General features: G+C 67.1%; 13 protein-coding genes. 8 read left to right on the top strand and 5 right to left on the bottom strand.

Translation table 11 applies throughout. From position 1 onward, the window contains the following. Nucleotides 1–22: 22 nt before the first annotated feature. The 3 genes from ACE3TJ_RS00130 (at nt 23) to ACE3TJ_RS00140 (ending at nt 1,618) form a co-directional block, all read left to right on the top strand. The gene (locus tag ACE3TJ_RS00130; protein WP_374592650.1) at nt 23–340 is read left to right on the top strand and encodes a hypothetical protein; all 318 of its coding nucleotides are present in this window, start codon (nt 23–25) and stop codon (nt 338–340) included. A gap of 2 nt (nt 341–342) precedes the next feature. Beyond that, nucleotides 343–690, top strand: a complete 348-nt coding sequence (locus tag ACE3TJ_RS00135) for a hypothetical protein (RefSeq protein WP_374592652.1) — start codon at nt 343–345, stop codon at nt 688–690. A 301-nt stretch (nt 691–991) separates the two neighbouring features. Further along, complete coding sequence (locus ACE3TJ_RS00140) at nt 992–1,618, top strand: hypothetical protein (protein WP_374592654.1); 627 nt, start codon at nt 992–994, stop codon at nt 1,616–1,618. A 10-nt stretch (nt 1,619–1,628) separates the two neighbouring features. Here ACE3TJ_RS00140 and ACE3TJ_RS00145 read toward each other — a convergent pair whose 3' ends face one another. The 3 genes from ACE3TJ_RS00145 to ACE3TJ_RS00155 form a co-directional block, all read right to left on the bottom strand. Then, nucleotides 1,629–2,333, bottom strand: coding sequence for a class I SAM-dependent methyltransferase (locus tag ACE3TJ_RS00145; RefSeq protein WP_374592656.1), 705 nt, complete (start codon nt 2,331–2,333; stop codon nt 1,629–1,631). Continuing rightward, on the bottom strand, nt 2,323–2,787 hold the full coding sequence (locus ACE3TJ_RS00150) for an Rrf2 family transcriptional regulator (protein ID WP_374592658.1): 465 nt from the start codon (nt 2,785–2,787) through the stop codon (nt 2,323–2,325). The genes ACE3TJ_RS00145 and ACE3TJ_RS00150 overlap by 11 nt, the downstream gene beginning before the upstream one ends. A 72-nt stretch (nt 2,788–2,859) precedes the next feature. Further along, nucleotides 2,860–4,428, bottom strand: coding sequence for a lysine--tRNA ligase (locus ACE3TJ_RS00155; RefSeq protein WP_374592660.1), 1,569 nt, complete (start codon nt 4,426–4,428; stop codon nt 2,860–2,862). 83 nt (nt 4,429–4,511) lie between these two features. Between ACE3TJ_RS00155 and ACE3TJ_RS00160 the strand changes: the two genes are divergently transcribed. The 3 genes from ACE3TJ_RS00160 to ACE3TJ_RS00170 are packed head-to-tail and all read left to right on the top strand — an operon-like array spanning nt 4,512 to nt 8,414. Further along, nucleotides 4,512–5,081: a hypothetical protein gene (locus tag ACE3TJ_RS00160; protein ID WP_374592662.1), complete on the top strand. Its 570-nt coding sequence runs from the start codon at nt 4,512–4,514 to the stop codon at nt 5,079–5,081. A 43-nt stretch (nt 5,082–5,124) separates the two neighbouring features. Continuing rightward, nucleotides 5,125–7,878: an ATP-dependent DNA helicase gene (locus ACE3TJ_RS00165; RefSeq protein WP_374592664.1), complete on the top strand. Its 2,754-nt coding sequence runs from the start codon at nt 5,125–5,127 to the stop codon at nt 7,876–7,878. Continuing rightward, entirely contained in the window at nt 7,875–8,414 is a 540-nt protein-coding gene (locus tag ACE3TJ_RS00170) for a histidine phosphatase family protein (protein ID WP_374592666.1), read from the top strand. Before ACE3TJ_RS00165 ends, ACE3TJ_RS00170 begins: the two co-directional genes overlap by 4 nt. 1 nt (nt 8,415) lies before the next feature. Here the strand turns inward: ACE3TJ_RS00170 and ACE3TJ_RS00175 are convergent, their stop codons facing one another. Then, entirely contained in the window at nt 8,416–9,486 is a 1,071-nt protein-coding gene (locus tag ACE3TJ_RS00175) for a DUF2855 family protein (RefSeq protein ID WP_374592668.1), read from the bottom strand. Between the two features lie 130 nt (nt 9,487–9,616). On the opposite strand from ACE3TJ_RS00175, the gene ACE3TJ_RS00180 reads away from it, so the two are divergent. Both ACE3TJ_RS00180 and ACE3TJ_RS00185 read left to right on the top strand, forming a co-directional pair. Then, nucleotides 9,617–10,060 carry an SRPBCC family protein gene (locus ACE3TJ_RS00180; RefSeq protein ID WP_374592670.1) on the top strand — a complete coding sequence of 148 codons (444 nt, stop codon included), beginning with the start codon at nt 9,617–9,619 and terminating at the stop codon, nt 10,058–10,060. Beyond that, complete coding sequence (locus ACE3TJ_RS00185) at nt 10,044–10,376, top strand: ArsR/SmtB family transcription factor (RefSeq protein WP_374592672.1); 333 nt, start codon at nt 10,044–10,046, stop codon at nt 10,374–10,376. Before ACE3TJ_RS00180 ends, ACE3TJ_RS00185 begins: the two co-directional genes overlap by 17 nt. A gap of 41 nt (nt 10,377–10,417) precedes the next feature. On the opposite strand, the gene uvrB is transcribed toward ACE3TJ_RS00185, so the two are convergent. Beyond that, complete coding sequence (gene uvrB, locus ACE3TJ_RS00190; RefSeq protein ID WP_374592674.1) at nt 10,418–12,607, bottom strand: excinuclease ABC subunit UvrB; 2,190 nt, start codon at nt 12,605–12,607, stop codon at nt 10,418–10,420. Between the last annotated feature and the right edge of the window lie 73 nt (nt 12,608–12,680).

The raw sequence follows: 12,680 nt of genomic DNA on the forward strand, positions 1-12,680 counted from the left end.
GCGTACACCGGAGATCGAATTCATGAAGCCAGTGCTGATTGCCGTTACCGCCGCCGCGCTCCTCGCGGGGTGCGCCAGCTATGAAAGCCGCATCGAAAGCAGCCTGACGAGTGTCGGCGTGGCGAGGCCCGTGGCAGGCTGCATGGCGGGCCAGATGGTCGATCGCCTGTCGACGGATCAGCTGAAGCGCCTGGCGCGTTTCGCCAAAGGCATCGACCGGCGCGAGGTCGAACGCATGAGCCTGCGTGATATCCACAAGCGTTTCCAGGCGATCGGCGATCCCGAAATCGTCGAGGTGGTGACGCGCGCGGGGCTCGGGTGCACGTTGATGGGCGCTTGACGATGCACCGCGCCTTTGCCTTGCTTCCGGTGTTCGGACTCCTCGCGGCGTGCAACCCGTCGAACGGCGAGATCGAGAGTGCGCTGCTCTCGCGCGGCTTCGGCAAGCAGGAATCGGCGTGCGTGGCGCGCGAACTCGCCGGCAAGCTTCAGGAGCGGGACTGGCTGCTGATCGCGGAGGTCGCGGGCGACACGATGCGTACGCAGGACGAATGGCGCGACATGACCGTCGGCGAGATCGGCGACAAGCTGGCGAGGCTGGGCGATACGCGCCTCATGTCCACGCTGATGCGCGCCGGCATGGGCTGCGCGCTCCTCGGCAGCGAGCGCTTGGCGGGCGCTACGCTCTAGCGAGTCGGAACGACACCGCATCCGACAGGCGCCGGCGCCAGCTCGTGCGCGGCGGCTTTTGGGCGCGGCAGGCCCAGAACATCAGGATCTTGTAAGCGCAGGGTCCGCGTTCCATCGTCTTCAGTCCCCGGTTTCGATGCGCGACGCTTAACCAGATCGAGGTTACGCGCGTGTGACGGGCATATGACGTGTCGCAGACTCGTTTCGTCGCGCGGGCGCTGGACAGCGGGAAACTCAGCGTGAGATGACTCCGGCAGAGCAAAGGGGCGGGGGACGTATGCGTCTGAGAGGGATGGTGTTTATGCTGGCGCTTGGCGTTGCGGCCTGTACCGCGCCGCCTGCACCTCCGCCACCCGTCAAGGCTCCGCCGCCGCCGCCGCAGGTCTCGCGCCCGCCGCAACCGCCTGCGGGGATCGATCCCGCCTATGAACTGCCCGCGAAGGATAGCGACGGCCGTTTCCTGACGCCGAACATTGGCCTCGGACCGCTGGAGACGCTGTTCAACGTCCGCTCCGCACTCAACGTTGCCGCGCTCAGCTGCGTGACGAGTGCGAACACCGCGCCGCGCGACGGCTACAATCGCTTCCTGAAGCTTCACAAGACCGTACTTGCGAACGCCAACAAGGCGATCGACGCCAAATATCGCCGCGAGCACGGCAGCGCCGGCCTGCGCCTCCGCGACAGCCGGATGACGAAGCTCTACAATCACTACGCCTATCCGCCCGTGAAGGGCGCGTTCTGCATGAAGACAGCACGCTATCTCACGGCCGCGAACGCTATGGCGTCAAAGGATCTCGAAACCTGGTCGCTCGGCGCGCTCGCCGACATCGAGCAGGATTTTCAGGACCATTTCCGCCGCATCGAGGCGTTCCAGATGGAACTGCGGAACTGGCAGCAAAAGCAGCAGGTGGCGGCAGTTTCGCAGTAATCCCGCCGCGTCAGGCGTGGCCGATCCAGCCGCGCCATGTGAAGGCGGCGAAGAAGGGTTCGGCATCGGCAAAGCCGCCCGCGCGCAGGATCGAAAGATCGTCTTCCGGGTTCATCATGTTGACCGCCGTCGCCACCGCATTACGCGCCATCTCGGCCTGTTCCGGGTCCGCGCCGGATGCGACTGCGAAGCTGGCGTAGCGCGAAAGCCAGAGGTCGCGCGAGGCGTCCTGCGGATAGCTGCCGTGCGCCGCGACGAAGGGCGCGCCCGGTTTCAGGCGCTGGTGGATCGCACGAACGGTGCGTTCGCGTTCCGCGGCGCTCAGGAAATGTAGCGTGAGCAGGCACGTGGCGGCGTCGAACGGACCGGCAGGTGCATCGTCGATATAGCCTTCGACGAGTTCAACCCGCGCCATCAGCGGCCCGAGCGTGCGTTCCGCCTGCCGCAGCATCTCGGCCGCAGGGTCGATGCCCACGAATGTCCAGCCGGGGTGCGCGGCGGCGAGCGCTTGCAGTTCAAGCCCGCCGCCCGCGCCGAGCACGAGAACGCGCGCGTCCGCAGGGGCGTGCTCGGCAAGCAGCACCGAGGTCATCCGGTGCAGCGAATCGAATCCCGGCACGAAGCGCGGCGGTCCTTCGGCATAGCGCGCGGCTGCGGCGGGATCGGAAAAGGCTTTGACGAAATCCATTGCGCCGTCGTCTGCTTTAGTCGCCATGGTCGTGATCCTTTGCAAATGAGATGCCGCGCTGTTTCATCCGGGCATGGAAATCGGCGCTGAGCGCGGCGAGCGTGACGGTTTCGAAGCGCGCCAGCAGCAGTGCCTCGGCATCACGGAAGGCATCGCTGAGCGTGGCATTCACGGCCTGCTCGACAAGGCAGCCGGGGGATTCGGTGCGGTTGCCCATTGCCAGCAGGGAAGGGTGGCCGAGCGCCTGGTAGATGTCGCGCAGGGTGACGGCGCCGAGATCGCAGGCGAGCGTCCAGCCGCCGCCGTGGCCCTTTTCTGAGCGGACATAGCCCGCCTCGCGAAGCCCGGCCATCACGCGCCGGATCACCACCGGGTTCGTCTGCATCGCCTTCGCGAGCGTTTCGGATGTCATCGGGCCTTCGTGCTCGGCCATGTGCAGCAGCACATGGAGCACGCCCGAAAGGCGACTGTCGCGTTTCATGTAACTTCAATTAGTGCGTGATAGGACAAAGCACAAGGGTGCTCGCGAACGGCCTGTGCAACGATGCCGTATTTAAGCTAGCGCCTCGGCGATCAGGCGCCGCGTGTTGGCGATGCCGTAGAGCGCGATGAAGCTGCCCATGCGCGGCCCTTGGCTCGATCCGAGCAGCGTCTCGTAAAGCGCCGCGAACCAGTCGCGGAGGTTCTCGAAGCCGCCTTCCTTGCCGACTGCGTACACCTCGTTCTGGATCGCCTCGGCCTCCGCGCCCTCGGGCAGTGCCGCGAGCCGCGCGTCGAGATCACGCAGCGCCGTCGTCTCGCGCGCGTCGGGCTTGCGGCGCTTCAGCGTCGGCGCGACGAAATCGCGGTTGTACGCCAGCGCATGGCCGATCAGCGTGTCGACCTCCGGGTACGCCTCCGCGCTCGCGCCCGGCACGTAATTGCCAAGGTACGCCCACACCTGCGCGCGGTCCGCGTCCGCGCCCATCACGCCCACGAGATTGAGCAGCAGGCCGAACGTCACCGGCATCGGCGCATCGGGCACGTTGCCGCCGTGGATATGATGCACGGGGTTGCCGAGCTTCTTGTCGATCGGCTGATCGGCATAGTTCGCGCGGAACTGGAAATATTCGTCGACCGCGCGCGGGATCACGCCGATGTGGAGCTGCTTGGCGCTCTTCGGTTCGCGGTAGGCATAGAAGGCGACGCTTTCGCCCGGGCCGTAGGTCAGCCAGTCCTCAAGCGCGAGGCCGTTGCCCTTGGACTTCGAGATCTTCTCGCCCTTTTCGTCGAGGAACATCTCGTAGATCAGGCCCTCGGGCTTGCGGCCTCCGAGCACCTTGGCGATGCGGCCGGATTGCACGCCCGAATCCGTCAGGTCCTTGCCGTACATTTCGTAATCGACATCGAGCGCCACCCAGCGCATCGCCCAGTCGACCTTCCATTGCAGCTTCGCGCCGCCCGAAAGGATGCAATGCTCGTGCGTCGCGCCGTCTTCCTCGAAGCGAATGAGGCCCGCGGCGGCATCCACCACCTCGATCGGCACCTGCAACACCTTGCCCGAAACCGGGCTGATCGGGAGCACCGGCGAATAGGTGCGGCGGCGCTCCTCGCGCAGCGTCGGCAGCATGATGTCCATGATCGCCTGATAGTTGGCGAGCACGTTCTTCAGCTGGTCGTCGAAGCGGCCCGAGGTGTAATAATCGGTCGAGCTCGCGAATTCGTATTCGAAGCCGAAACGGTCGAGGAAGGCGCGCAGCATCGCGTTGTTGTGGTGCGCGAAGCTTTCGAACTTCCCGAACGGATCGGGAATGCGCGACAGCGGCTCGCCGAGGTGCTGCGTCAGCATCGCCTGATTGGGAACGTTGTCCGGCACCTTGCGGAGCCCGTCCATGTCGTCCGAGAACGCGAGCAGCCGCGTCGGCACGTCGGACATTTCGGCAAAGGCGCGGCGCACCATCGTCGTGCGCAGCACCTCGTTGAACGTGCCGATGTGCGGCAGGCCCGAAGGTCCGTAGCCGGTTTCGAAGAGGACGTTGCCTTTCGCGGGCACGCCGCCTTTCAGGCGCGCCAGCACCTTCCGGGCTTCCTCATAGGGCCAGGCTTTGGAAACAAGGGCGGCGGCGCGAAGGTCATCTGTCATAGCGGGGACAGGCGCTAGCGGCAGCGGCGGACGCGCGCAACCGTTTACGCCGCGGAAAGCCTCGCCGCGCTATGGCGAAAACCATGAACCCAGCCCCGCCCGCCACGCTTCCGGCTCTTCTGGCGCGCGAAATGCGGCTCGGCGAACGCTTGCTGTGGACCGGCCAGCCAGACCCGCGCCGCGCGATGGTGAAGCCGTTCGCCTTCTATCTCTTCGCCGTGCCGTGGACGGCGTTTTCGCTGGCGTGGGAAACGATCGCGGTGCACCTCGCCTTCACCGATGCGCCGGCGCTTGCCGGGGTGGTGATGACGCTCTTCGGGCTGCCGTTCGTGGTGATCGGCCTCGCCATGATGGCGGCGCCTTTCTGGGCGTATCGCACGGCGACCCGCACCATTTACGGCGTCACGGACAGGCGCGTCGTCGAACTCGTATCGGCGCGCGCGCTGAAGGTGCGCAGCGTGGACGCGGCCTCGATCGGCCCGGTGACGCGGTTGCAGCGACAGGGCGACCACGGCACGCTCACCATCGAGACCGGCAGCAGCCGCGACAGCGAAGGCGACCGGGTGACGGACAAGTTCGTGATGGAAAGCGTGCCCGATGTGGTGCGCGCGGAAACGCTCGTGTCGCGCCTGCGCGAGGTGACCCCGGCCTGAGGTTTTGCTTGCGCCAGATGGGCCCGCTGGCCGAAAACAAGGCGTGACCACAGTTTCGCTTCCTTGGCCCGCGCTTCACATAGGGCTCGATGGTATCTGGCTTGCCGATAACGACGGCGCACGCCGGGTGGACCGGCAGGCGGCGATCCGCCTGCTCGCCGACACGCCGACGCTGCTGATAAACGCGCCGCTCGTCGCCTCGAAGCTCGGCTACCCGGAAGCCTCGGGCCTCGATGTGCTGGAGCTTTTCGCCTTCGTGCATCCCGCGCGCTTTGCAGTGCCGACCGTGCACGGTTTCGCCGCCGTCCTCGGCCTCGATTCGACGCATGAGGGCGCGGCGGAGGCGAAGCTGCTCCGCGCCGTCACGCAGGCGCTGCTTGCGCAGATCGAAGGCGGCAAGTGGGACCGCGCAGGCGGCGCATGGAACACCGCGCGCGCTCTCTCGCGTCTCAAGTGGCCGTGGGCGCCGCCCGTGCTCACCGCGCTTGGCGAGCCGCAGGGCCACGACCGTTCCGTCTTCACCAGCCTGCCCAAGTGGGAGGAGGGTGCGCCGCCCGTGCCCGTGCGCGAGGTCGTCGTCACGGGCGATGAGGCCGCAGGCCGCCTCGCGCAGCTCACCGGCAGCGGCGCCGAGGAGCGCCCCGGCCAGCGTGCCTACGCGATCGCCGCCGCCGCTGCCTTCCGTCCGCGCGAAGTGCGCGATGCCCCGAACGTCGTGCTCGCCGAAGCGGGGACCGGCATCGGCAAGACCTTGGGCTACCTCTCGCCCGCCTCGCTGTGGGCCGAGCAATCCGGCGGCACCGTCTGGCTCTCCACCTACACGAAGGCGCTCCAGCGCCAGCTCGACCATGAAACCGCGCGGCTCTACCCGGACCCGCGCGTGAAGGCGGCGCGCGTCGTCGTGCGCAAGGGCCGCGAGAACTACCTGTGCCTGCTCAATCTCGAAGACGCCGTGCAGGGCGGCTTCGCGGGCCGCGCGGCGATCTTCGCGCAGCTCGTGCAGCGCTGGGCGATGTACAGCCGCGACGGCGACATGGTGGGCGGCGATCTCCCCGGCTGGCTCTCCGGCCTCTTCGGCCGCAACGCGCGCGCCAGCCTCACCGATCGGCGTGGCGAATGCGTTTACGCGGGCTGTCCCCATTACCGCCGCTGCTTCATCGAACACGCCGTTCGCGGCACGGCGGACGCCGACCTCGTCATCGCCAACCACGCGCTTGTCATGGTCAATGCCGTGCGCGGCAAGGCGGAGGGGCGGGGCCTCAAGCGCATCGTGTTCGACGAGGGCCACCACCTGTTCGACGCCGCCGACAGCGCCTTCGCGATGGCGCTCACCGGCGGCGAGGCGATCGAGATGCGCCGCTGGATCATCGGCCCCGAAAAGCGCAGCAAGGGCCGCCGCCGGGGCCTCGCCGCCCGCCTCGGCGATCTCGTCGCCTTCGACGGCGAGGGCGCGATCCTTCTCGAAGACGCCGTCCACACCGCCGCCGCGCTCCCCGCCGACGGTTGGCTCGGCCGCGTCGTCGAAGGCACGCCCGAAGGCCCGCTCGAACGCCTGCTCGCCGCCGTGCGCGCGCAGGTCTACGCCCGCGCCGACGCGGCCGAGACGGGCTACGGCCTCGAAACCGAAGTCGTCGCGCTCCAGCCCGCGCTCGTCGATGCGGCGGAGGTGGCGGCGCGCGCGCTTGAAGCCATCGCGGTGCCGCTCCGGAAGCTCTCCCAGCGCCTCGAAGCGCTCGTCGAGGAATCGCCGGACTGGCTCGACGGCGCCGGCCGCGCCCGTGTCGAGGGCGCGCTTTCCGGGCTCACGTGGCGGCTCGGGCTGATCGGCGCGTGGGTGCAACTCCTCGCGCGCATGGGCGGGCACGCTGATCCGGATTTCGTCGATTGGCTCGCGCTCGAACGCATCGACGGGCGCGAGATCGACGTCGGCATCCGCCGCCACTGGCTCGACCCGACCAAGCCCTTCGCCGAGGCCGTGCTGAAACAGGCGCACGGCGCCGTCATCACCTCGGCAACGCTGCGCTCGCGCATCACCGACGATGCCGCGCCCGATGCCGACTGGCGCGACAGCGAAGCCCGCACCGGCGCCTCGCACCTGCCGCTGCCGCCCGTGCGTTTTTCGGCGGACAGCCCCTTCGACTATGCCCGGCAGGCCCGCGTCCTCATCGTCACGGACGTACAGCGCGGCAATGTCCCCGCGCTCGCCGGGGCCTACAAGGCGCTGATCTCGGCCTCGCGCGGCGGCGCGCTCGGCCTCTTCACCGCGATTTCGCGGCTGAAGGCCGTGCACGCGCGTATCGAGGAAAGCCTTGCCCGCGAAGGCCTGCCGCTCTTCGCGCAGCACATCGATCCCATCGATGCGGGCACGCTCGTCGACATGTTCCGCGCCGATCCCGCCGCGTCGCTGCTCGGCACCGATGCGCTGCGCGACGGCGTCGACGTGCCCGGCGATTCGCTCCGCCTCGTCGTGCTCGAAGGCGTGCCGTGGCCGCGCCCCACCGTGCTCCACGCCGCCCGCCGCGCCGCGTTCGGCGGCAAGACCTACGACGATCTCGTCGCGTCAGGCCGCATGGCGCAGGCGTTCGGGCGGCTCATCCGCCGCGCCAGCGACAAGGGCACGTTCGTGCTGCTCGGCGCCGCCGTGCCGAGCCGCCTCTGCCAGGCCTTCCCGGACGGCGTGGAGGTGGAACGCGTCCCGCTCGATGCGGCCGTGCGCATCGTGCGGGAAATGTCTTCACCGACACGAAATCTTCCGATGACACCGGGCGCGACATCGGGCATCAGCGCGGCCACATGAAGACGATCTTCCTGCTCCGCCACGCCAAATCCAGTTGGGACGACCCTGTCGAGCGCGATTTCGATCGCCCGCTCAACACGCGCGGCGGCCGCGCTGCAGAGACGATCGGGCGCTACCTCCGCGAACAGGGCCTCGCTTTCGACAGCGTGGTCGCCTCGCCTGCCGTGCGCGTCATCGAGACGCTGGACGGCGTGGAGACAGGCGCGGGCCGCCGCCTCGGCGCCACCTTCGACAAGCGCGTCTACATGGCCTCCGCGCCGACGCTGCTCGACATCGTCCACGAAACCGATGCCGATGCCGAAACGCTGCTCCTCGTCGGCCACAATCCCGGCCTTGAAGACCTGATCTTCCTGCTGACGCCCGCGGGCAGCGGCACGCTCCGCAAGGAGGTCGACATCAAGTACCCGACCGCCACGCTCGCCGAGATGCGTTTCGATGTGGAGCGCTGGGAGGATATCGACGAAGCCACGGGCGAACTCGTCCGCTTCATCCGCCCGCGCGATCTCGATCCCACGCTCGGCCCGGACGGCACGTAAGTCAGTCCAGTTCCACCACGATCGCCGACGCGCCGCCGATCCTGCCCGCCGCAAGGTCGCGGTAGACGTCTTCGGCGGCATCGAGGCCGTCCAGCGTCTCGATCGCGAGCTTCTCCCGCACGGCGGGCACGAACTTCGCCCATGCGCGCCCAGTCACGTCCGCGAAACCGGCAGGGCCGAGCTTCGCGAGCGTTGTTTCGGCGACCGCGGGCGCGAAGAACAAGGTCGGCGTGGGGCCGGGGAGGGGCGTGTCGCCGCCGTGGCTCCAGTGCGTCATGCCCACGATGGCGCTGTGTTTCAGCGCGTCGCCCAGTCGCACGTGTACGCTTTGCGTCAGCGCGCGGTCGCCCGCGAAATCCACGTATACCGAGGGCTTCTGCTCCAGCGTGTCGACGTCATCGTAAGTGAGCACCTGGGTATAGGAGCCGAGGCTTTCGGTGAAAGCCCGGTTCGCCGCAGAGGTCAGCCCGATCAGCACCGCGCCGCGCCTCGAAAGGTTGAACGCTGCCGCCATCGCGGTTTTCGATGAAGCACTCGACATGATCACCTGCTCGGCCCCGAAATCACCCGCGCTTTCAAGGAAGCTGTCGATCAGCCACCCGGTCATGAACAGCGGCCGGAACAGCGCATCGAGCCCTTCCTCGCCCGCAAGGCGCGGCTCCACACGGCTGTAGCGGTTGTAGATGTCGGCAAGGCCCTGCCGGTGCGGCGCGGCGTCGGTAAAGCCGCCGGGGGTCGATACGGGCGCCTGCACCAGAAGATGCGTCGCGAGCGGCCAGTATCCGTAGAAGCGGTCGCCCACAGCAAACTCCGGCGCGCGGCTCTCCACCACCTCGCCGAACCCCCACACGGGCAGGACGCCTTTGCCCTCGGGCCCCGGAAAGAAACGCCAGTAGCCGAGCATCTCACCCGCCGCCGCATAGGTGACGTTGTTCGCCGTAAGCGCGATGCGGTGGACGGCGAAGAGCACGTCGCCATCGCCCACCTCCGGCAGCGGCCTGCTGTCGCGCGTGGTCACGGCGATGGCCCCGCGCGTGATGAGCATCCGCTCGCCGAAAACCGTCTCTGTCATGATCCGTCCTCCCCACATGCGATTTTATCGAAACGCACTGCGCTTGGGCAGCTGACGATTTCGTGCAACGAATCGGTTGCGTGATGAGTGCTTACGTGCAACAAAATGATTGCATGAAAAGGAGGCGGGCATGACCGACACCGACAGGATCGAACAGCGCGTCTATCTGGCTGCGACACCCGAACGCGTATGGCGCGCGCTGACGGATGCGACGGAATTCGGCGCATGGTTCGCGAGCGAGCTGGACGCGCCGTTCGCGGCAGGGCGCACGGTCTCGATGACCTGCCTCGGCGAACGCTTCACGGTCGATATCGTCGAGATGACACCGCCCTGCCGCCTCGTGTGGCGCTGGCATCCGGGGTGGGTGGATCACAGCCTCGATTATACGAAGGAACCGAAGACGACGACCGCCTTCGATCTCGTGCCGCACGCGGAAGGCACGATGCTCACCGTCACCGAAACCGGCTTCGACGCGATCAACGCGGCGCGGCGACCCTCGGTATTCCGCGACAACGTCAACGGCTGGCTCGAACAGGCGGCATCGCTGAGGAAATACCTTGAAAGCGCAGGCTGAACGCGTATCCGATCGCGCCACGCAATTTGCCGCCCTCGGCGACGCACAGCGCCTCCGCCTCGTGGAAACGCTGGCAGCGCGCGGCGAAGCCTCGATCAGCGACCTCAGCAGCGGCGCAGGCGTCACGCGTCAGGCCGTGACACGGCACCTCAAGGTGCTGGAAGGCGCCGGGCTGGTTCAGGGCACGATCCGCGGCCGCGAGCATGTGTGGGTACTCGATGCCGATGGACTCGCTTCAGCGGAGGCGGAGTTCGAACGGCTGAAAGCAGCATGGCGCCAGCGTTTGGCGCGTCTCAAGTTGCTGGTGGAGGGGTAGGGTCACGCCGTTGATTTCACCCGAAAAGACTCAGCTACCGATCAAATCCCCATCTTCCGCGGCCGCGTCTTCCCGAACCGTGTCTTCCGCGTGCCCGGCTTGCCTTCCATCGCCCGGCCCTTCGGTCTCGCCACCTGTAAATCCGCCGGTAGCCCAAGCTCCGAGGCTTCGAGCTTCCTGATCTCGTCCCGGATACGCGCGGCGGTTTCGAATTCGAGGTCGGCGGCGGCGGCTTTCATCTTCTCTTCGAGGTCAGCGATGTAGGCCTTGAGGTTGTGGCCGACGAGGTGCGGGGTCTCCTCGTCGATGTCGACCGTCACGCGGTCGGCCTTGTCCGTCACATGCGCGATGATATCGCCGATGTTCTTGCGGATGGTTTGCGGCGTGATGCCGTGCGCTTCGTTGTAGGCAACCTGTCTGGCGCGGCGGCGGTCCGTTTCGGCGAGCGCGCGCTCGATCGAGCCGGTGATGGTGTCGGCGTAGAGGATGACGCGGCCGTCGACGTTGCGCGCGGCGCGGCCGATCGTCTGCACGAGGCTGGTTTCGGAGCGCAGGAAGCCCTCCTTGTCGGCGTCGAGGATGGCCACCAGCCCGCATTCGGGGATATCCAGCCCCTCGCGCAGCAGGTTGATGCCGACGAGCACGTCATAGACGCCCATGCGCAGGTCGCGGATCAGCTCGATGCGCTCCAGCGTCTCCACGTCGGAGTGCATGTAGCGCACCTTGATGCCCGCCTCGTGCAGGAACTCGGTCAGATCCTCGGCCATGCGTTTGGTGAGCGTGGTGACGAGCGTGCGATAACCCCCCGCGGTCGTCTCGCGGATTTCGCCGATCAGGTCGTCGACCTGGCTTTCCACGGGGCGGATTTCCACGGGCGGGTCGACGAGGCCGGTCGGGCGGATCACCTGTTCGGTGAAAACGCCTGCCGTGCGTTCCATCTCCCATGGGCCGGGCGTCGCTGAAACGAAGGTGGACTGCGGGCGCATCGCGTCCCACTCGTCGAACTTCAGCGGGCGGTTGTCGATGCACGAGGGCAGGCGGAAGCCGTATTCGGCGAGCGTCAGCTTGCGCCGGAAGTCGCCGCGCGACATCGCGCCGATCTGCGGCACCGTCTGGTGGCTTTCGTCCACGAACAGCAGCGCGTTTTCGGGCAGGTATTCGAAAAGCGTGGGCGGCGGCTCGCCGGGCAGGCGGCCGCTGAGGAAGCGCGAATAATTCTCGATGCCCGCGCAGCTTCCGGTGGCGGCGATCATTTCGAGGTCGAAATTGGTGCGCTGCTCCAGCCGCTGGGCTTCGAGCAGCTTTCCTTCCGCCTCGAACTCCTTCAGGCGCTCGGCAAGCTCCGCCTTGATCGCGATCGTCGCCTGCTTCAGCGTTGGGCCGGGCGTCACGTGGTGAGAGTTCGCGTAAACCTTCACCGTATCGAGCCGTGCGCCTTTCTCGCCGGTCAGCGGGTCGAATTCGGCGATCTCCTCGATCTCGTCCCCGAAGAAGCTGATCCGCCACGCCATGTCTTCAAGATGGCTCGGGAAGATTTCCAGGCTGTCGCCGCGCACGCGGAAGCTGCCGCGTACGAAGTTCGCGTCGTTGCGCTTGTATTGCAGGGCGACGAGCTTGCGGATGAGTTCGCGGTTATCGACGCTCTCGCCCTTGTTGAGCTTGAAGGTCATCGCCGAATAGGTCTCGACCGAGCCGATACCGTAGAGACACGAGACCGAGGCGACGATCAGCACATCGTCGCGCTCAAGCAGCGCGCGGGTCGCCGAGTGGCGCATCCGGTCGATCGCCTCGTTCACCGAGCTTTCCTTCTCGATGTACGTGTCCGATCGGGGCACGTAGGCCTCCGGCTGGTAATAGTCGTAGTAGCTGACGAAATACTCGACCGCGTTGTTCGGGAAGAACGATTTGAACTCGCCGTAGAGCTGCGCGGCGAGGATCTTGTTGTGGGCGAGGACGAGCGTCGGACGCTGCAGCGCCTCCACGATCTTCGCCATCGTGAAGGTCTTGCCCGATCCCGTGACGCCGAGCAGCACCTGGTCGCGGTCTCCGGCCGTTATGCCCGAAACCAGCTCCTCGATCGCTTGCGGCTGGTCGCCCGAGGGCTGATAATCGCTCGCCAGCTCGAACCGCCGGCCGCCTTCGGACTTCTCCGGGCGCTCGGGACGATGGGGCTGGAACACGGGCTGCTCCGAAGGGTCGGTCAGCGACGTGCGAATCCGGATGTTTGTCATTGCTTAACTATGGGGGGCGTAGGGCCGAAATGCCAGATGGGCGCCGTGTGCCTTGAGTCGGTCGGCCTCTGGT

This window comes from Sphingosinicella sp. (assembly GCF_041916975.1).
GTDB lineage: Bacteria > Pseudomonadota > Alphaproteobacteria > Sphingomonadales > Sphingomonadaceae > Sphingosinicella.

What these genes read in the sequence shown, in the direction of transcription:
- ACE3TJ_RS00140 (WP_374592654.1), top strand. Translation starts at nt 992, where the DNA reads ATGCTGGCGCTTGGCGTTGCGGCCTGTACCGCGCCGCCTGCACCTCCG.
- ACE3TJ_RS00145 (WP_374592656.1), bottom strand. Translation starts at nt 2,333, where the DNA reads ATGGCGACTAAAGCAGACGACGGCGCAATGGATTTCGTCAAAGCCTTT.
- ACE3TJ_RS00130 (WP_374592650.1), top strand. Translation starts at nt 23, where the DNA reads ATGAAGCCAGTGCTGATTGCCGTTACCGCCGCCGCGCTCCTCGCGGGG.
- uvrB (WP_374592674.1), bottom strand. Translation starts at nt 12,607, where the DNA reads ATGACAAACATCCGGATTCGCACGTCGCTGACCGACCCTTCGGAGCAG.
- ACE3TJ_RS00135 (WP_374592652.1), top strand. Translation starts at nt 343, where the DNA reads ATGCACCGCGCCTTTGCCTTGCTTCCGGTGTTCGGACTCCTCGCGGCG.
- ACE3TJ_RS00155 (WP_374592660.1), bottom strand. Translation starts at nt 4,428, where the DNA reads ATGACAGATGACCTTCGCGCCGCCGCCCTTGTTTCCAAAGCCTGGCCC.
- ACE3TJ_RS00160 (WP_374592662.1), top strand. Translation starts at nt 4,512, where the DNA reads ATGAACCCAGCCCCGCCCGCCACGCTTCCGGCTCTTCTGGCGCGCGAA.
- ACE3TJ_RS00180 (WP_374592670.1), top strand. Translation starts at nt 9,617, where the DNA reads ATGACCGACACCGACAGGATCGAACAGCGCGTCTATCTGGCTGCGACA.
- ACE3TJ_RS00175 (WP_374592668.1), bottom strand. Translation starts at nt 9,486, where the DNA reads ATGACAGAGACGGTTTTCGGCGAGCGGATGCTCATCACGCGCGGGGCC.
- ACE3TJ_RS00150 (WP_374592658.1), bottom strand. Translation starts at nt 2,787, where the DNA reads ATGAAACGCGACAGTCGCCTTTCGGGCGTGCTCCATGTGCTGCTGCAC.
- ACE3TJ_RS00170 (WP_374592666.1), top strand. Translation starts at nt 7,875, where the DNA reads ATGAAGACGATCTTCCTGCTCCGCCACGCCAAATCCAGTTGGGACGAC.